At 55.4% G+C, this 20,413-nt stretch carries 13 protein-coding genes; 7 read left to right on the forward strand and 6 right to left on the reverse strand.

Translation table 11 applies throughout. The annotated features are described in order from the left end of the window. Positions 1–19 precede the first annotated feature (19 nt). From A3224_RS12125 to dnaX, 6 genes are all read right to left on the reverse strand, one after another. Entirely contained in the window at positions 20–469 is a 450-nt protein-coding gene (locus tag A3224_RS12125; RefSeq protein ID WP_067154990.1) for a YcgN family cysteine cluster protein, read from the reverse strand. Between the two features lie 13 nt (positions 470–482). Beyond that, complete coding sequence (locus tag A3224_RS12130) at positions 483–770, reverse strand: YcgL domain-containing protein (protein WP_067154994.1); 288 nt, start codon at positions 768–770, stop codon at positions 483–485. Then, positions 767–1,897 (reverse strand): ribonuclease D, encoded by a 1,131-nt coding sequence (gene rnd / locus A3224_RS12135; RefSeq protein ID WP_067154996.1) that lies wholly within the window; start codon positions 1,895–1,897, stop codon positions 767–769. The genes A3224_RS12130 and rnd overlap by 4 nt, the downstream gene beginning before the upstream one ends. An 8-nt stretch (positions 1,898–1,905) precedes the next feature. Further along, positions 1,906–2,499: a recombination mediator RecR gene (gene recR, locus A3224_RS12140; RefSeq protein WP_067154998.1), complete on the reverse strand. Its 594-nt coding sequence runs from the start codon at positions 2,497–2,499 to the stop codon at positions 1,906–1,908. A gap of 29 nt (positions 2,500–2,528) precedes the next feature. Next, a complete protein-coding gene (locus A3224_RS12145) occupies positions 2,529–2,873 on the reverse strand; it encodes a YbaB/EbfC family nucleoid-associated protein (protein WP_067155001.1) in 345 nt (114 codons plus the stop codon). 90 nt (positions 2,874–2,963) lie between these two features. Then, entirely contained in the window at positions 2,964–4,922 is a 1,959-nt protein-coding gene (gene dnaX, locus A3224_RS12150; RefSeq protein WP_067155003.1) for a DNA polymerase III subunit gamma/tau, read from the reverse strand. Between the two features lie 226 nt (positions 4,923–5,148). On the opposite strand from dnaX, the gene A3224_RS12155 reads away from it, so the two are divergent. From A3224_RS12155 to A3224_RS12185, 7 genes are all read left to right on the forward strand, one after another. After that, on the forward strand, positions 5,149–5,676 hold the full coding sequence (locus A3224_RS12155; protein WP_067155006.1) for an RNA polymerase sigma factor: 528 nt from the start codon (positions 5,149–5,151) through the stop codon (positions 5,674–5,676). Positions 5,677–6,089: 413 nt separating this feature from the next. After that, positions 6,090–7,136: a FecR family protein gene (locus A3224_RS12160; protein ID WP_067155009.1), complete on the forward strand. Its 1,047-nt coding sequence runs from the start codon at positions 6,090–6,092 to the stop codon at positions 7,134–7,136. A 134-nt stretch (positions 7,137–7,270) separates the two neighbouring features. Next, a complete protein-coding gene (locus A3224_RS12165) occupies positions 7,271–10,168 on the forward strand; it encodes a TonB-dependent receptor (protein ID WP_231902378.1) in 2,898 nt (965 codons plus the stop codon). A 288-nt stretch (positions 10,169–10,456) separates the two neighbouring features. Next, on the forward strand, positions 10,457–13,249 hold the full coding sequence (locus A3224_RS12170; protein ID WP_067155012.1) for a TonB-dependent receptor plug domain-containing protein: 2,793 nt from the start codon (positions 10,457–10,459) through the stop codon (positions 13,247–13,249). 154 nt (positions 13,250–13,403) lie between these two features. Continuing rightward, on the forward strand, positions 13,404–13,694 hold the full coding sequence (locus tag A3224_RS12175; protein ID WP_067155015.1) for a ComEA family DNA-binding protein: 291 nt from the start codon (positions 13,404–13,406) through the stop codon (positions 13,692–13,694). Between the two features lie 851 nt (positions 13,695–14,545). Continuing rightward, positions 14,546–17,371: a TonB-dependent receptor plug domain-containing protein gene (locus tag A3224_RS12180; RefSeq protein WP_067155018.1), complete on the forward strand. Its 2,826-nt coding sequence runs from the start codon at positions 14,546–14,548 to the stop codon at positions 17,369–17,371. Positions 17,372–17,781: 410 nt separating this feature from the next. Beyond that, on the forward strand, positions 17,782–20,409 hold the full coding sequence (locus A3224_RS12185) for a TonB-dependent receptor plug domain-containing protein (RefSeq protein WP_074902909.1): 2,628 nt from the start codon (positions 17,782–17,784) through the stop codon (positions 20,407–20,409). The last annotated feature ends 4 nt before the right edge of the window (positions 20,410–20,413 follow it).

The raw sequence follows: 20,413 nt of genomic DNA on the forward strand, positions 1-20,413 counted from the left end.
ACCCGCCCTGTAAACAGATTTAGCATTCGCCACTTACCCAGCGGACGATATGCTCCTCAAAGTCGTCCGGATGCACCAGTTCTTCACTAATCACACGGCCGCGCACCGAGATGCCCGCCTCGTGCACTGATTCCGCGCGGCCCGAAACCAATGGATGCCACGCCGCCAGCTGGCGCCCCTCGGCCAGGGTGCGGTAGGCGCATGTCGCCGGCAGCCAGCTGAAGCCCCCGCCGCTTACCGCACGCAACTGAATGCAGTCCGGCACTTCTCTTTTGCGCTGGGCGTAATCGCGACAGCGGCAGGAGTGAGTGTCCAGCAGCCGGCAGGCGACGTTGGTGCTGTAGATCTCACCGCTTTCCTCATCCTCCAGCCGGTGTAGACAGCAGCGGCCACAGCGGTCGCAGAGCGCTTCCCACTCTGCGTCACTCATCTGCCCAAGGGATTTGCTCTGCCAGAAATTTTTTTCCATCACGGCCGCCCGCTCAGCGCTGCAGCTTGCAGTTTTTAGCGGCGATGGCGCTCATCTCTGAATCGACTGCCGGAGGCATCTGCAAATAGTAGCCGTGCTCGCGGATTTCATTCAGGACTTTGTTCGCATCCGCGCGGGCCAGGCGCTTATCCGGCGTCAGCAGCAGTGTGGTTACATGCTGCGGCTTGCCGAACAGTTGCAATAGTTTTTCAGGCACCTTGGCTGTGCCTTCGCGTTTGTCCACGTAGAGATACATTTCGTCCTTGCGCGGACTGCGGTAAATATCGCACAGGCTTTTCACTTCGGTTCCTCTTTACGCAGCTCATTCAATACTTTGAGTAGCCGCTCGCCAATGACTGGAGCACGCCAGCCGCGCAGGCGCCCCTGCAACTCGGGGCGGGGCGACTGTATCAATGTCTCCAACTCCTTCTTGCGCACCAGTATTTCCGCAGGCAGCCCTTCCTGCTCGGCGACGGTGCTGACGCACTGGCGCAGTAGTTTCAGCCATTCTCCCTCGCGGCGATTGAGGGGCTGGGGCAGAGGCGGCGGCGGGTCCTGGCGTTCGGCCGCGCGCCGGATAATCTGTAGCAGTGTCTCGCCGTATTCACGCAACGCTCGCCCTTCAAATCCCGGCTGTGCCAGCGCAGCCACGTGCTTTGGCAGCCGCTGGGCAAGATTCATACAAACATTTTCCTTCAGCAGGTGGTTGCGGGGCAGGTCGCGCAGGCGCGCCTCCCGTTCGCGCCAGGCACACAGGTCCTGCAACGCCGCCAGCTGCGCGCCGCGCAAGCGCCAGGCGCCTTTTACCTTGCGGTAGTAAAGTTCCGGTGGTTGCGGATTGCGGGCCGCGGACACCAACGCCGCACAGTCTTCCTGCAGCCATTCCAGGCGCCCGCGCTCGCGCAGGCGTTTGATCAGCACACCGTACATCAGCGGTAACCAAGCCACGTCCAGCGCGGCGTATTTTTTCTGCGCTTCGGAAAGCGGGCGCTGCAACCAGTCGGAGCGGGTCTCGCTCTTTGGCAGCTCTATATTGAGCAGCTCCTTCACCGCTGCGGCATATCCGAGACCCGCACCCATACCGGTCAGGGCGGCAGCGATCTGGGTATCGAAGACCGGCTCGGGGATGGCCCCCAACAGCCGCTCCAGTGTTTCCAGATCTTCACTGCAGCTGTGCATGATCTTGGTAACGCGGGTGTCCAGCAGCAGTTCACGCAAGGGATCGAGATTGTCAATGGCCAGGTTGTCGATCAGATAGCAGCGCTCACCGTCGCCCACCTGCACCAGGGCGGGCCGGGGATAGAAGGTGCGGCTGCGCATAAACTCTGTATCCAGTGCCAACGCCTGCTGACGACGCCAGCGCTGACAGAGTTCGGCCAGCTGTTCACCGCTGTCAATCCAGATGGGGGTGGTATCTACTTTCACCATGCGTTTTCTTAAAATGCGGTTCGGCTGTTAAAGGCGTGTGCCAGGGTGCCCCCGTCGATATATTCCAACTCGCCGCCAATGGGAACGCCGTGGGCGATACGGCTCACGGCAATGCCGCGGGCCCTGGCGCGCTCGGCGATAAATTGCGCCGTGGCCTCACCCTCGACCGTGGGGTTAGTGGCGATAATCAGCTCCTCCAGCGGTTCACTGGCCAGGCGCTGCTCCAGCAGATCGATACCCAGATTTGCCGGGCCCACACCGTCGATCGGCGACAGGTGGCCGTGCAGGACAAAGTAGCGGCCGTGATAGTTGCCCGCCTGTTCTATCGCCAGAATATCCGCCGGAGTCTCCACAACGCACAGCAGTTTCTGATCGCGATGACGGTTGTTACACAGAGCGCAGACCTCTTGTTCCGTCAGGGTACGGCACTGGCTGCAACGCCCGACTTTTTCCACCGCCTGCTCCAGGGCTCGCACCAGTGAGTCCGCCGCGTCCCTGTCCTTTTCCAACAGGTACATCGCCATGCGCTGAGCGGACTTTGGCCCCACGCCCGGCAGACAGCGCAAGGCGCGGATGAGATCTTCAATCAGGGGACTAAACATAGATTCTGGGATTCAGCGTCACAGTCGGCTCAAAAAGGGAATTTAAAGCCTTCGGGCAGGCTGATACCGGAGGCAAGATCACCCAGCCGCTGTTTCTGCAGCGCCTGTGTCTTTTCTTCAACACGGCGCACCGCGTCATTCACTGCGGCGGCCAGCAGGTCCTCGAGCATTTCCTTGTCTTCACCGAGCAGGTCCGGATCGATTTCCACCGATGTAACATCGTGGCGACCGTTCATGGTGACCTTGACCATTCCGGCACCGGATTCCCCGCAGACACGCAGAGCGTCGAGCTCCTGCTGTATCTTCTGCATTTTCTCCTGCATCTCGGCCTGCATCTTCTGGGCCTGCTGCATCAAATCGCCCAAACCTTTCATGATGAACCTCTTCTATTGATTCGCTGCGGGCGCCTGCCGTCTCAATTGCGGCGCGGCGGCAATCTTTGGCGAATGCTCCCGCATAGCTAGTTATTCGGTTTCCACCAAGGACTCCACGGAATCCGGCAGCAGTTCGGCACCCAGCTCCTGCTGCAGTTCCCGCACCAGCGGGTCGCTGGACAAAGCTTCCCGCGCGGCGGCCAGGCGTTCTTCCCTGGTGGCCGCGGCCAAGTGCGCAGGCGTCTGCCCCTGTACTTGGCCCACCTGGATATGAACAGTAACCGGTTGCTGAAAAAAGTCACCGAGCAGATCTGCCAAACGGCGCTGGTGCACCTCGTCATACAAGCTGCTATAGGACTCATCCAGGATAAAGGACAGTATATTGTCCCGCCTTCCCACCAGCTCCAGATGGAAGGCGATGGAATGGAGTATGCCGCTGACACCCAGCTGGCTGTAAAGCGCGGGCCAGCTGCCGGGTGTCAGCGCGTCGAGGCGCGCCTTCGGTTTCTCGGCTGACGGGGTGCTCTTGTCGGGCTGCGAAGCCTCTGGCGCTGGCGCCGGACCCGCCTCAACCTCGGCAACCTGTCGGCGCAGCTGTTCGCGTAAAGCGGCCTTGTCTCCCGCCGCCTGGGCGGGGGGCTCAGGCTCTGGCGCAGTGTGTACAGGATCAGCCGGTCGATCTTCGCTGCCAGGGGCCGGGGGCTGGCTGCCCGTTGGCTGCGGCGGCTCGGCGGGTCCCGAAGCACTCGCGGGGGCTTGTTCCAGCGGCGCTACCGGTGCGGGTGCCAGTGCCGGAGAAGGAATAGGCTCGGCTGTCGGCTCAGCCGGTGTCAAATCAGGTTGCGGCTTTTTTCCTTCAGGACTCTCCGCTCTTGTGGAGTTCATCTCCTGAGCGGCGCTTTCCCGCGCTGCCACCTCGCCCCCGCTGTCTGCCTGCAGGCGCGCTCGCGGCACATCCGCCACCCCCTGGGGGCGGAAGGCGAGCATGCGCAGAAGCGCCATCTCAAAGCCGCTGCGCGGATCCGGCGCCAGGGGCAGGTCTCGGCGCGCGAGCAGCGCCATTTGGTAGTAGAGTTGAACGTTTTCCGGGGCCAGGCGCCCGGCCAGATCGCGAAGCCGCTCTCCGTCGCCCAGAGCATTGTCCGCAGACTGCGGCAGCACTTGAGCCACGGCGATACGGTGCAGATTGTTGGCCAGTTCTGCCAGTGCGGCACTGTAATCCGGTGCCTGCTGCGCCAATTCCTCAACGGCGGCAAACAGGGCCGGTGCGCTTTCCTCCGCCAAGGCCTGCAACAGCTTCCACACCAATCCGGTATCGATGCTGCCGAGCATGGCCCGCACTTCCGACTCGCTGATTTTGCCTCCGCCAAAGGCGATCGCCTGGTCGGTGAGGCTCATGGCATCGCGCATACTGCCGTCGGCGGCCCGTCCCAGGAGCCACAGGGCTCCCTCCTCGAAGGGAACCATTTCCTGCTCCAGCACAAAACGCAGGTGCTCCACCACCCGTTCCGGGCTCATGTTTTTCAGATTGAACTGAAGACAACGGGAAAGCACCGTGACCGGCAGCTTTTGCGGGTCCGTGGTGGCGAGCAGGAATTTGACGTGGGGTGGCGGCTCTTCAAGGGTCTTCAACAGCGCGTTGAAGGAGCTGTTGGAGAGCATATGGACTTCGTCGATCAGGTAGACCTTATAGCGCCCCTTGGTCGGCGCATACTGGACATTTTCCAGCAGTTCACGCGTGTCCTCCACCTTGGTGCGGGAGGCGGCGTCCACTTCGATCAGGTCAACAAAGCGCCCCTCGGCGATCTCCGTACAGGCCAGACACTGGCCACAGGGCTCGGAGCTGACACCACTCTCACAGTTCAGGCATTTGGCCAGGATGCGCGCGATCGTGGTCTTACCTACGCCGCGGGTACCGGCAAACAGGTAAGCGTGGTGCAGGCGACCGTTGTCCAGAGCATTGATCAGCGCCTGGAGTACATGCTCCTGCCCCACCATCTCCCGAAACAGCCGCGGCCGCCACTTGCGCGCCAGTACTTGATAGCTCATCCACTCTCCAGCGCCCGACGGCGCCATTCTCTGTATTCAATCCGAGCGCCGGTGGCGCGGGCGCCATTATACCGGCATAGGCGCCAAGTCACAGCGGACATTCACTCCGCCTCATCCACCTCTCGTCGGGCGCACGGCGCCTGTGTTATAACTGTGCGCCAGCTCGCGATCAAAACAACAAGTGATAATCGCCGAAGCCGCACGTAGTAGGGGGCACCTCCAATCAATGAATAAAGCGCGGAAAACGCTTCTGGAAAAGCTGTTTGCCGAACACGGCCAGGCACTGGTGCGCTTCGTGGTCCGCATTGTCCGCAACACCGACGATGCCGAAGACATAGCCCAGCACGCTTACCTTCGCCTGCAGAAGCTCAGTGACGAGAAGGAACTGGAGAATCCGCGCGCCTACCTCTACCAGATCGCCAACAATCTCGCCGTGGATCAGCTGCGCCGCGGCAAGCTACATATGGAGTACATCAACCAGCAGCTGCCCGCCGAGGAGGAAGCACTGCCCGGCGACGACCAAGCCGACCACCAGTCCCCGGAACGGGTACTGGCGGCCCGGCAGCAATTGCAATCCATCTACGACGCCATGGACAGTCTCCCCCTCAAATGCCGCCAAGCCTTTCTTTTACACCGCACCCGAGGCCTGTCCTACAGTGAAATCGCCCAGGAAATGAACACCTCGGTAAGCAGTGTGGAGAAGTACATACTGCAGGCTCTCAAGGTGTGCCGCCGCCGTGTCGATATGAACTGACAGGCATCCGGGGAACGGATTGGTCACTAGCTAATCAAACAGCGTGAAACGCTGGCTGCTTGGGCGTATTTTTCCCCCGCTCTATCGCAAAGGATTTGCAGAATTGAGAGCCAGCGCACAAGCTTTGTGCAAGCCAACTTTGATATTTCGACAAATTTACTTGAGGGACTTGGACTGCCGGTCGTCTTAACATCAGGGTGAGACATCCAAGCGCAAAAAACTGGCGAAAGAAAATATAAAAGTTCAACTTGACGCACAAAAAGAAAAAGTAATTGCGCAGCAAGTCATGTGCACGAAAAAAATCGCGTCATAACGGCAGCTTTGAATAAAATGCACCACAAACGAGCGAAGTACGGATTTAACCGAGAGACAGAATAGACAGGACAACCACGGACTAAACAGGGTATAGAGCGGTGACTACAGCGAGCGTACAAGAAGCACCAAACGACGAGCAGCTGGACCAGGCATGCGCCTGGATCGCACGTCTGCGCTCCGATAAAGTCAGTAGTACCGACCGCCGAGAATTCGCGAAATGGCTCTCTGTGTCCGCGGCAAACCGCCGTGCTTTCGACCAGATGGCGGAGCTGTGGGGTGATCTGGGCGCCCTGGCCCACCTGCCAATCGACCAGCTGTTCCCCGAAAGCCGACCGTCGCCAAAACCCGCCTCTGAACAGCAAAAGAACGCCCGCACCGCGGCCACCGACAGCCGACGCTTTATTTCCCGGTGGACGATTAGTGGAGGGCTGGTCGCAGCCTGTCTGGCGATTGCACTTTGGCTGGGCAACCCCTGGAGTTTCGGCGGCCTGCGTGAACAAACTTATGTCACTCAGGTTGGCGAGACCCGCACCGTCACCCTGGCCGACGGCACCCTGGTACAACTCAATACCAATACTGAGTTGCGCGTAGCCTACAGCCGGGAAGAGCGGCACACTCGCCTGTTGCGCGGCGAGGCCTATTTCGACGTGGTCCGTCAGACCGCACGCCCCTTCACAGTGGCCGCGGGCAAGGCCAACATCCGGGTACTCGGCACCGAGTTCAATGTGGAGCGCAACCCGGAAAATACGCGCGTATCCGTAACCGATGGCGTGGTGGCAGTCAGTGAAGCGGAAAGTAGCTCAGGCCTCCACCCCGAATCCGTCAAATTGACCAAAAACCAGAAAATCAGCGTTTCCAGCGGGGGACTGAGCGAAGTGGGCCGCACCTCCGCGGAGGAAGCTCTGGACTGGACCCGCGGTGTGCTGGTATTTGAACACACCCCCCTTGCCGAGGTACTGGAAGAATTAAACCGCTACTTGAAAGTTCCCGCTGCCGCGGATCCGCGCGTGCGCGACCGCTTGGTATCCGGCACCTTCGAGCTGTCTGACCCGGACAACACGCTGAAGGCCATCGCCGCGGCACTGGACCTGTATCAGGATGACAGCGACCCTAAACTGACTCTCTTGTCCCCTCAACATATCTAGGTTATAAAACCCCGCTGGGCGGTTGTTTATTGCATAAACTCGGTCTCACCCGCCCACAAGCACTCGAAAACCACAAAATAAGTTGCCCGGCCCAGCGCCAGGGCAGCACTACCAAAACCTAGGCGGGCACCTCATTGAATCTACGGCACCGGGCCACACTGTCGCTGGCGATCCTGTTGTTGCTCTGCGAAGGGGCAATCGCCGCCTGCCCTACATCCGGTGTCACTCTCCCGGCGGGCAATCTGTCCCGCGCTCTGATATCCCTCGGTCGTCAGTGCCAAGTCTCCGTTCTTGTACAGGCCTCATCCGCGGCCAGTTACGCCCTGCCCAAGCAGCAACTCAATACTAATGACGGCGATATTGAGCCGATATTGCGTCAGCTGCTGCAAGATTTGCCTTTTACCTACGAGCTCCTTGGCCCGAGCGCGGTAGCCGTAGTTCCCCGGAAGCCCGAGCCGGAAGAACAGGGCGCGCTCTCGCAGGGACATACCGAAGAGATCAGCGTTACCGGCCGCATGCTGACAGGTAGCCACCTGCGTCACCCTCAGTTGGACAGTTATGCGCCCATCGACATTCTGGCCCAGCCGGAGCTGGAGATCACAGGTGCTCAGACTGTTTCCGAGCTGCTCAAATTCCTGCCCGCCGTCTCCGGCAATTCCACCAGTACCTCAGTCACTAATGGGGGCGATGGCACTGCAACTGTCACCTTGCGCGGCCTTCCCGCCAGCAACACACTGGTATTAATCAACGGCCGGCGTATCGTCAATAATGGCTTCGGCGGCGAGGCGGCGGACTTGAATACCATTCCACTGTCCGCTGTGGACCGTATAGAGATACTCAAAGACGGCGCATCGGCAGTCTACGGCTCCGACGCCATTGCCGGAGTGGTCAACATCATCCTGCGCCGGGACTTCGAGGGCCTATCAGTCAACAGTTACTACGGCGAAGCGCAGCGCGGCGATCAACAGACAGGATCCCATCACCTGACTTGGGGCAAGAACGGCGAACGCGGCCATTTGATGCTGAGCCTTGCCCATTACCGCCAGGATGCGCTGATGAGCCGCGACAGGGAAATCTCTGCCACTGCGGACAACCGCAGCCGCGGAGGCACGGACAATCGCTCCTCCGCATCGCCTTCCAGCTATATCGCCTTGAGCGATGACATCGTCCTGACCGCCAACGCTGACGGCAGCTACCGCCCCTGGACCCAAGAGGACCGCTACGACTACAGCGAATACACAACCGCACTGGTACCATCCGAGCGGCAATCGGCCTACCTGGAAGGTAACCTGGACCTGGGAGACAACTCCCAACTGTTTATAGAACTTATGGGAATCAGGACCTCGGCCGAGACTACTTTGGCACCGACACCAGTATTTACGCGATTTGACAACGGTGACCTGACAATTTCCGCGGACAATATTTACAACCCTTTCGGGCAGGAAATCACCGATGTCCGCAAGCGGGTATTGGAATTGGGGCCGCGTGTACAAAACAACGACACAGAGACTTGGCGCCTCAATTTGGGGCTCACTGGAATGTTGAACAGCTGGCAGTGGGAGCTGACCGCGGCGCAACACTATACGCACGCGTCGGAAAGCCTCAGCAGCCTGATTGATCCCCTTGCCCTGTCGCTCGGGCTCAAAGGCCCGGATATCTGCAATTCCGAGAGCGACTGCATCCCCATTAATTTACTGGGACCCAGCGGCAGTATCGATGCAGAACAGCTCGATTACATTCGCGCCGAAAGTTTGGTGGACGGAATCACCCGAATGACATCTTTAACTTATATCGCCAATGGCACACTTGGCACCAGTGGTGCCGGCGATATCCTCGCCGCATTCGGAATGGAAATCCGCCGCGAAGCCATCGACTTTCGCTCCAACGACGCCATGGGCCTCTCCTATATTGGCGGGGTCACCGCCGGGTCGGCACAAGGTCATCGCATAATTAGCGAAACTTTCGGCGAGATTTCACTCCCCTTGGTTGCGGACCGTTTTTGGCTGGACGGCGCGTTGCGTTACTCCAATTACAGCGATTTCGGCAGCACCGCCAACCCCAAAGTCGCCCTGCGGTTCCGGGCTCTTCCGTCTCTGATGCTGCGCGCCAGCTACGCCACAGGCTTCAAAGCACCGACTCTAATCGACATGAATCAGAGTGGTTATCAAAGCCAGGAATACCTGTTCGATCCTTGCACCGGTAGAGATGCCATCACCCTGCCCGGTTGCCGCGGCCAGGCGGACGGTGCTCGCATCCAATATTTGACAGAGTATGGCGGCAATCCGGATCTGCAGCCGGAAACCTCTGATAACAGGTCCCTGGGGATCGTGTGGACCCCGGCAAAATTAAAGGGCTTCAGCGCCACCTTGGACCTCTTCGAAATTCGCCAGAACGATGTCATCGATACCAGCCCACAATACCTTATCGACCAAAACGCCTCTTACGCCCTCTTCTCCGACCGTGTGCAGCGGGATGAACAGGGCGAAATCATTACCATCCTCGCCACGCGCCTCAATATCGGAGCCCGAGAAGTACGAGGTGCAGACCTAGCCATGCGCTACGAGCACAATTCAGACATGCTGGGGCAGCTGCGCTGGTCGTTTAACGCGAGCCACATCCAGCGCTACCTAAATCAGGCGGCACCCGGTGAAGCAACCGAAGACTTGGTGGGAACCTTCGTGGATGCCGCCAGTGGCGGCGCCGGTTCCCTGCCAAAATGGAAGGCCAACACCGGAATCTACTGGAAAAAAGGCCCCTGGGAAGGTGGCTATACCGTGCATTTTGTCAGTGCATTGGAGGAGTCTTTCACACTCGACAACACCCGTATCACCCGCGAAATAGACAGCTGGACGACACACGATCTGCAAGTTGCCTACGCACTGCCCGGCGGCCTGCGCATTGCCGTCGGTATCGACAACCTGTTCGACCGGGAACCACCTTTCGCCGCCACAGCCTTCAACGATAACTTTGACGGACGTACCTACGACCTGAGCGGCCGCTATTGGTACACCACTTTGGCGTATTCTCTTTAGTTGCGGCATTCCTCCAGCAATAGCCAGCAGCCGCAGTCCACTCGGACAACCTTCGATCAAACGCCTCGCTTTTTTCCTCCACTTTCCGTTTTTTGACAGCCAAAAAAACCATTGACACCTAAAAAAACCGACAATAGTCGCCAACGGCGCATTAATGCTCGGTGGAAACTCCCCCTACAACAAAAATGTTCTAGTGTTTTAGCAAGCCTCTGTTGATAGAAGTTTGCAGTTGTCATGGAGGGCACTGCCATATTCGGCGTTTAGATCCGGTATCAGGAGAGGTATACCATGGACAGATCCCATCTATCCCGGGCAATTAAGGGCGCTATCGCAACCGCCACCGTATCCGCCAGTTTTGCCACTTTGTCCTTTGCTCAGGAAGTGGAAGAAGTCGTCGTTACCGGTACGCGTATCCAACGCGCAACTGACGCCACCAGCACTGTTCCCATCACCGTATTCGATGCCGCGGCTCTGGAAAACTCCGGTGAAACCACGCTCGAAGATTTCCTACAGGAACTACCCTCCATGACGGGCGGCCAGTTCGGCTCATCCGTCAATAACGGCAACCCTGGCTTGGCGACGGTATCCCTGCGCGGCCTGGGCTCTTCGCGCAGCCTGGTACTGCTCAATGGCCGCAGACTGGTATCCGCCGGAACTCTGACGGGAACTGTCGATTTGAACACCATCCCCATCTCCATCATTGATCGAGTGGAGATTTTAAAAAGCGGCGCATCCTCTATTTATGGTTCCGACGCCATCGCCGGGGTCGTCAACATCATCACCAAAAAAGATTTTGAAGGTGCCCAGATCCGCGCCGACTATGGCATTACCGACGAAAGCGATGGCGAACAGTGGCTCGCCTCCATGACCTTTGGCGCCGAAACCGAAAAAGGTCATGTCATGCTGAATGTTGAATACACCAAACGCGACGACATTTTTCAGGGCGATCGCAAATTTTCACAGTGCCCGCTGGCTGAAGGTGGAGGACAGGTTTTCTGCTTCGGCAGTGGCACCACGACACCCGCACAATTTTTCACTGACAACCCGGACGACCCCGGTTTTATCGTGGACCCGACCACCGGACAAGTGCGCCCCTTCCAAGCGTCGGACGGCTTCAATTTCGCCGAGTTCAGCTACCTGATCACTCCGCAGGAAGTGTTCAGTATTTACGGCTACGGCGAACATGAACTTTGGGATATCAAAAACCTGACCACCATCAACGCCTTTTCGGAACTGCTATATACCAACCGGCAGTCCGATCAACTACTCGCCCCCGAGGGCACCTTCTGGGGACCGGGAATTGCGGCGGACAACCCCTTCAATCCCATCGGCGAACCGGTGTTCGTCACCCGGCGCCTAACGGAAGCGGGAGGCCGCTCCTTCACTCAAGATCTCAGCACCTGGCGAGGTGTGATCGGTTTCAACGGAGAGTGGTGCAACGACTGGCTCTGGGATATTTCCTACACTTATGCCCGCTGGGTAGACCCCCAGATAGACAGGGGCAGAGCTAATCAGACGAATATGGACACGCTCCTCGCTTCAGTCAACTTTATCCGCGATGACGAAGGCAACATCATCGGTGAAGAGTTCGCCTCAGCAGACTGCCCGGAAGACCCCAACTGCGGTATTTGGAACCCCTTCGATCCCGACACCTTGACCGAAGATATGATCGAGTTCGGGCTTGTCACCAACTCACCGGTGGAAAAGGAAACCCTGCGCAGCTTCCAGATCAACGTAACCGGCGACTTCGGCGGCTTCGCACTCACCAGTGAAGCCTGGGCCTGGGCGGCTGGGTATGAGCACCGCTCAGAGTCCGTCGAAGTCACTGTGGACGGCGCCGCCCAGCTGGGGCAAATTTACTTCGTCCAGGGAACTCCCTGGAGCGGCAGCTACAGTGTGGACGAGGGCTACGTGGAAGTTCGCGCCCCGGTATTGGAAGGGCAGCGCTGGGCTGATCTGCTTGCTTTCGAAGTCTCCGCGCGCTACTCCGACTACGATACCATCGGCGACGACACCACCTTCGCCGCAATTGTCGAATACGCCCCCTTCGAAGAACTGCGGTTCCGAGGCAGCTATAACGAGGGCTTCCGCGCACCCGGCCTAGACGACTTGTTCAGCCCCGCAGAACTCTCCGCCGAACGCTACTCCGACCCCTGCTTCGAGGCGACAGATCCAACGGTTATTGCCAACTGCAACGCCGACAGTCCTTCCCTCATCAATTCACCGCAGATCTCCGGCGGCCCGCAGGCCACCGGATTCTTCGCCGGTAACCCCGACCTCGACAAGGAAACGTCTGAAAGTTGGACACTGGGCGCTGTCTGGACACCCACCTTTGTAGAGGACCTCAGCTTTACCTTGGACTACTGGCGCATCGATGTTGAAGACGCTATTGGCACCTTCACCACCGACCAGATAGTGGACAACTGTTACGCAAGTGCCAGCTTCCCCAACAACGACTTCTGCAACCTGATCCTCGGCCCGACAGCCGTAGGCCAGCAAACAGGTGCGTTTGGCCCCCGGCGCGCCGCCAACGCCACTATCGCCGGGCAAGCACTCATTACTCAAAACATCTCCACTTTTGAAACAGATGGCGTGGATCTGGGGGCCTTTTACAACTGGGATTTCTGGGAAGGTAATATCGCCGTGCAAGGCCTCGCCACCTACCTGCACGATTACAAGTTCCAAGCCAGTGCGTTCGACCCTGAAATCAACCTCGCCGGCAAATTTGGCGCAGACCCGGTGACCACCCGTATCGCCGCTTTCCCGCGCTGGAAGCTCTATATGAGCGCGGACTACGAGGCGGATTACTGGAGCGTGGGCACCACTGTCCGAATGGAAGGAAGCGTCGATGACATATCTCCCAATACCGCAGACCTAGCCACCCAGGTGGACGCCACCTGGTACCAGGACATCCGCGCCGCCTACTTCTGCTGGGAAGACGTGAAAATCTCCGGCGGCATCCGCAATGTCTGGAACCAACAGCCACCCTACGTCACCAACTACGATGATATGAATACCCTGCCACTGAACTACGACACTATCGGCCGTTTCTTCTACGGCAGCATCACCCTATCCTTCTGACCTTCAGCCCCACCCTTCCGGGTGGGGCCCTCTCCTCCGTGTAATAACGTGTAATCGGAAACTGCTTTCAAGATCTCGGTGAGCTGGTAGAGTTTTCACTTCCGGAGAAATGGGACTGTTCCGGAAGCAAAACAACCAACAGGGAGGAAATACAATGAAAACCATCCGTGCCTACTGCACCGCCATCTTCGCAGCCCTATACCTGCTCTGCGCCCCCGCCGCCACCCTCGCCGCCGATGAACATGATGTCGTCTCCGTCAACATCAATACCGCCACGGCAGAGGAACTCGCTGAAAAACTGGACGGCATCGGCCAAAGCAAAGCGGAACTGATCATCCAGTTCCGCGACCAGCACGGCCCTTTCACCTCGCTGGAGCAATTGCTGGAAATCAAAGGAATCGGCCAGGCCACTCTGGACAAAAATCGCGACAAAATACGGCTCTAAGCTAGCTGGAGTCCGGCCCTGCTGGCGACAGCGGGGCCGGATAAGATGTTAGTTTTTCGTCTCCGCTATTGGCTGGCACCCAAGGGAGAGATGTCTGGGACATGCCTCATAAGGAAGCTTGATACGGATTAGAAAAAACGAAGCAAAATAAGATCTAAGATGGCACAGGAAACCCTCAATGCAGATCAAGGTAATAGCAAATAGGTCTGCACTAAAAGCTAATCGTTTTAGTTTCCCCAGTGAAATTAGGGAACCTCTGATTAATTCGCGTGAACACAATGTTAGCTATCGGGGCACTCAGGCAATAGGGCGGATATTTAGAAAACGCACGAGTACTTCCCTGTAGCTCCGCCGGATACCTCCTTGTATCCGACGGTTTCGAAATATCCGCTCTATCACCTGAGCTTCACATCCGCCCCCGAAGAACATCTGCCACCAGGAAATGAATTAATCATAGGTTCCTTAGCAGTCACGCAACAACATACAAAAAACAAGATCCAAGGTCTTACTGTTAAAAAATTCAGTCACGAAGCGACCAATTGGCAAAATATATTTTACAAACAACCACCCATATATAACAAAACTCTCATACATAATATAACTCCCATATATAAGGTCATTCACAAAAAATCAATCATTTTTTATTAATTGAAAAATTAGTTTTTACCTGAACAACATTCAAAACCTGACAATACGAAAAAACATAATAAATTGCGCTTCTTTTGAGGGAAATACTCGCCTATTCGTCTTCGTCTTTGTTGGGAGAGAAGCGGCCACTTGGGGGGTAGCCGCTTTCAACTATTGCCATTCATGACAAAGACTTAAATCCAACGATCAAAAGAGGATTTACAATGAAAAAGAACCTCCTGTCCGTAGCTGTAAAAGGGGCTTTGGGCCTGACTGCGGCTGCAGTCTTGATTCCCGCTATGCCTACCATTGCACAAGAAAATGCGACAACAGTAGAAGAAGTTATTGTTACTGGCTCTCGCATAGCCCGAGACGACTTTAGTTCCTCTAGTCCCATTTCCACTTATGGCTCAGAAGATTTGGATAAAGCTGGTTTAGCCAGTATTGATGAATTCCTGAAAGAAGACCCGGCCTTCACCGGCTACCAAATGGGCACATCCACAAACAATGGGAGCGGCCAAGGTCAAAAAAAAATCGATATGCGCGGACTGGGTTTTAACCGAACCCTGGTACTGATTAATGGCCGGCGTACCATTGGCGACGTAAATGGCGATGGTGCTGTAGACATCAATACTGTACCGGAAGCCATGATAGAGCGCGTAGAAGTGTTGAAAGATGGCGCCTCCACCATTTACGGATCCGATGCACTGGCTGGCGTTGTCAACTTTGTATTAAAAGATGATTTCGAAGGCTTTGAGCTAAAAGGCAACTTTGGGCAAGGCACCGAAGACGGCCAAGCACAAAATAGTGGCTTCTCTATGCTGGCCGGCCTGGGAAGTGACCGGGGCCACATGCTGATGTCATTAAGTTACTCTCAGCAAGATGAGATGTACCAAGCAGAGCGTCCCTGGGCTACAGAGGCTCTATATCCGCAACTGCAAGAAGACGGCACATTTAAAGCGGTAGGTTCTGGTTCTTCGAATAGCCGTAAAATCACAGTACCGGGTGTAGGTACCTTTATTTACGACGAAGAGCTTGGTAAAGCACGCCCATTCACAACTGAGGATGTATACAATTATGCGCCTGTTAATGCCCTGATCACTCCGAACAAACGCTGGCAGTTTGGCGCTATTGGCAATGTCGAAATAACTGATGAAACAGAGGGGTATTTCGAAGCTTTATATACTCGTCGAACTTCGCATCAGCGGTTGGCTCCTGATGCTTCCTTTGCAGTAACGACAGTTCAAACTCCTAACAATGGAGAGCAAATGAACGATTTCGTACCTGCAAGCAACCCATACAATCCTTTTGGCGATAACCCTGCAAATGATTTAGGAATATCTGGACAAGACGTGAGGGTTAATCGCCGCTTCGAAGAGTCCGGTGGTCGCCTGTTTACTCAGACTGCGGATACATACAGGATGGTAGCAGGTATCAGAGGTGATTTTGGTGGCATCGTTGACTGGGATTTTAGCTATACATTCGCTGAAAACCAAACTACAGATGAAACCACCAATTATGGTCGCTTTGATCGCTGGGCTATCGCAGTAGACCCAGACGCATGTGCAGCTGATCCTGTGTGTGCGGAAGCCGGGGTTCTAAACCCATTTGGTGACTATCGCAGTATCACTCAAGAGCAAATGGATTATCTAACTGCAGGCTCTTTGAAGGATGTATATAAAGGCCGCCTGGAAATGGCAGCCCTTAACTTCAGTGGTGATATGTTCAGCATGCCTGGCGGTACCGCCGGCTGGGCATTGGGCTTAGAACACCGTCACGAACAGGGATCCTATGTTCCTGATGAATTCATATCTGGTGGTCTCACAACCGGTGGTGCCGGGGACCCGCAAGAAGGTGATTTTTCCGTCTCAGAAGTGTACGGAGAAATCTTTCTACCAGTTCTCGACAACCTGAGCTTTAACGCCTCTACACGCTACTCTGATTACGACACATCCGCAGGATCAGCCACCACATTCAAAGTGGGAATGGACTATCAGCCTATCAATGACCTGCGGGTAAGGGCAGGCATTTCTACAGGCTTTCGCGCACCGAATATTTCCGAGCTAAACCAAGGGGCATCTGGTGGATTCCCAATTGTAGAGCCTATCTGTGAATTTGCCGACCGCCGACTCGCCGCCGGAGATATCTCACAAGTTGCTTACGATAACTGTAAGGCTTTGGGTATCAACACTACGGATGCGGGTGAACTTGGTTTCGCGTGGCAATCCTATTACGAAACTTCGGCACCAGAAAAACCGCTGGAGCCAGAAGAATCTGAGTCCTTCAACTTGGGCTTTGTATACACGCCCTCCTTTATGGAAAACCTGTCATTCAGTGTGGACTACTGGAACATTGAAATCGACAATGTTATCGGTGCTGAGGATATCAACGACCTACATGCGGCGTGCATGAACTCCGTAGATTTGAGTTCTATCGCCTGCACTGCGTTCATTGGCGGAAACCCATACCTGGATGTGCCAGTAGACAGTAGCGATCCATCCCTGGGCTATATGCCGTATCCCAACGATGCATCTGGTGCCTTTGGTAACTTGGGCACCCTACGCACCGACGGCTTCGATTTTGCAGCCAAGTACCAGGGAGAACTGAGTGTAGGACCCATTCAAGGCTACACGCTCAGCTGGACTGGCACTTTGGTAGAAAGCTATGAACGCGAGTTCCCGCTGGCGGGTAGCCGTGAGCTGGTTGGTACTGCAAACGGCTTCGAAGTTTTCCCTGAGTGGCGCTGGAGCACTAACGTAGGTATCTTTGGTGATAATTGGACCCTGGATTGGGATATGCGCTACATTGACGAAACTGTTGATGCACTGCGCCCTGCCTCTATCACCGACGACGCTGTTGCCGAAGATATTATCTATCACGACCTTATTGGTAGTTACACATGGCAGAACATCAACTTTTCTCTTGGGATCAACAACGTTACTGATGAAGACGCCCCGCGATTCCATAGCGCCTTTAACGCCAATACCGAGCCGGGCATGTATGACGTGATCGGTCGTCGTGTATTTACAGGCTTTACCGTCACCTTCTAAAACTTACTAGCACATGCTAGGGATGGGGCCTTAAGGGCCCCATTTTTGTTTGCTCGGCGAAACCTGCAAACCCGGCACCTGAACGAAGGTGACACCTCTTTAATTGAGAGCCAGGCAATCCGACTGGCAACACGAGACACTAAGGCCTCAAGTAAAAGTCAAAGCATCAATAGGTGTGAGGTGACAGATCGTTCAATTTATAACCAAAATCAGATTATTTTTTGACCACACCACCCCTCCCAAACCTGACATTACGAAGAAACAGAAAAAATCGTGTTTTTTTTGAGGGACTTCCGCGCCCAGTCGTCATTATCTGTGTTGGGAGGGAAGCGGCCACTTGGGGGTAGCCGCTTTCAACTATCGCCATTCAAGGCAAAGACTTAAATCCAACGATCAAGAGAGGATTTACAATGAAAAAGAACCTCCTGTCCGTAGCTGTAAAAGGGGCTTTGGGCCTGACTGCGGCTGCAATAATGGTTCCGACTACACCTGCATTTGCACAAGACGATGCGGCGCTTGTAGAAGAGGTGGTTGTAACCGGCTCACGCATTAAACGTGAAACACTGAACACTGCAGGCCAAACAGTCACCATTGACCGCTCAGATATCGATATTTCTGGAAACATGTCTGTCGCGGACGTGCTTCGTGAAACATCCTTAAATGCTCTAGGCTCATTTAGCGAGCGCTCGGGTAGCTCAGCCCAATCGAACGCAACCGTAAACTTGCGTGGTGCAGGCTCAGATCGTACCTTGGTACTCATTAATGGACGCCGTGTGACAGGCTCTCCATCCCTGGGGGGCGGTGGTTCCGTCAACTTAAACATGATTCCGATGGATGCCGTCGAGCGAATCGAAATCCTTGCAGATGGAGCTTCATCTACTTACGGTTCTGACGCTATTGCAGGTGTTGTTAACCTGATTATGCGCAAGAACTTCGAAGGGGTTTCATTCAAGTCCCGCGTTGGACGTCCATCCCAAGAAGGTGGGGATGAAGAAAGCGTTAGTTTTGTTTTCGGAGCCACCGGCGATCGCGTTTCCGTAACATCTGCGCTAGAGTTTAACTCACGTGACGAAATTTACGATGCAGACCGTGACTACACTGCCGCCCGCTGGGCAGATGAGAATGGTGACGGTTATATTGATATCGATACCGAAACTGTAGGTGTAAGCCGTTACGCTCGCGCTATCTGGGACCCGGTACACAACACCTGGGCAGCCCCGGGTAGCACTTGGAATCCTACTACAGAATTATGGGAAGGCGCCGACTGTGAGAGCATTGGTGAAGGCTTTATTAATGCGCAATACAAAGGCGGCAACGTCTGCGGCTATGCACACGCCCTCATCTCTGCCAACCGCGCATCTCTCAAACGCGCAAACAGCTTTACCAGTGCAGAATTCAATATCGATGACAACTGGAAAGCCTATACAGATGTTCTCTTCTCTCGCGTAGAGTCCTTCGGCCGCTACGCACCACCTGCTGCTGTCTTTGACCCAATGCCAGCAAACCACCCCGACAACCCCACAGGTGAAGATACATACGCAACATGGCGTTGGGATACCTTAGGACCGCGAGATAACACAATTGAAGACCTGATGATGGATGGTACCGTCGGTATCACGGGTCAAATCAACGACGCTGTTTCTCTCGAGGTTTACGCTCAGTACGGAAAATACGTTTCAACAGGCATCGGCAGCAACTATCTCAGCTATGGCGGTCTCGCCATTAACAATGAGTGGTATGGTGACCTGATCATGGATAGCGAAGAGGCTATCGCCAACCTGCGTGCGACCACTGTAACAGATGAGCAGATGGACACTCGCAAACTTTTTGCGGGATCGCAAATCGACTTTATGGAAATGCCTGGGGGTACAGCTTCGGCTTATATCGGCCTGGAGCATATGGAAATTGAGTACTCTTCCTTAGTGGACGCACAATCAGAAGCAGGCTGGATTGGTGGCAGCGCAGGCAATAGCGCCCAAGGCAGTCGCGACTTGGATGCTATCTTTACTGAATTCTTGCTGCCTGTAACCGATAGCATTGAAGTTAACTTGGCTGTACGCTACGACGATTATTCCGATTTCGGCAGCGCAACATCGCCTAAAGTAGGAATCAACTATCGCCCACTGGATAACCTGACATTAAAGGCATCCTGGGGACAAGGCTTCAAAGCGCCCGCTCTATCTGATTTGTATGGTGTGACCTCCTTCTCCGCAGAGGACGCCACCGACTACGTCTACTGTGCGGCCAACGGTATCCCCTCTGATAGCTGCATTGAGGAACAATTCGATACCTACTTTGGGTCTAACCCAGACTTAGACGCAGAGGAATCCGAGGCATACACTGCCGGCGTGATCTACGACGTAAATGACATGATCACCCTAGGCATTGAGTACTTTAATCTGTCTGTCGATAACGTGATCCAAACAGTCGGCGCTCAAGACATGATTTTTGCAGAGCTGGCCGGTTTGTCGCATACCGTCACACGTCTTGGTAACGGTCAAATCGATGAGATCCGTGCAGGCACGGTAAATGGTCCAGGTTTTGAGCTGCAAACTCTCGACTTTAGCGCGAAAGGCTCCTATGCGACTGAGTTTGGCGAATTTGGCTTCAATGTTTTATTCAGCCATCTAATAGAATACAGTCAGCAAGCCTACTTTGGTGCAGAAGTACAAGACCATGCGGGCTGGAACCTGTACCCAGAGTGGAAAGGAACCTTGGGGCTAAATTGGACTCAGGGCAATCACCGTGTCGACTGGTATATGTCCTACACAGGCTCTCATGCAGCAGAGAATCTTATTGATGAAGATGGCTCTCTACTGCCGCCATTAAAGCCGGAAGGCGAGCTCGATAGCTGGCTGGTGCACAATGTTGCGTATAACTATACCTTCAATAATGACCATAATTTCCGGGTAGGTGTACGCAACCTGCTTGATGAAGACCCCGTACTCGATAAGAATGGGGAGTTCTCTCGCGATCACTATGACTTGTACAACAACTTTGGTCGAGTCTACTTTGCCGAGTACTCTGTCGACCTATAAGCTG

It is taken from the genome of Microbulbifer thermotolerans, assembly GCF_001617625.1.
In the GTDB taxonomy this organism is placed as follows: Bacteria; Pseudomonadota; Gammaproteobacteria; order Pseudomonadales; family Cellvibrionaceae; genus Microbulbifer; species Microbulbifer thermotolerans.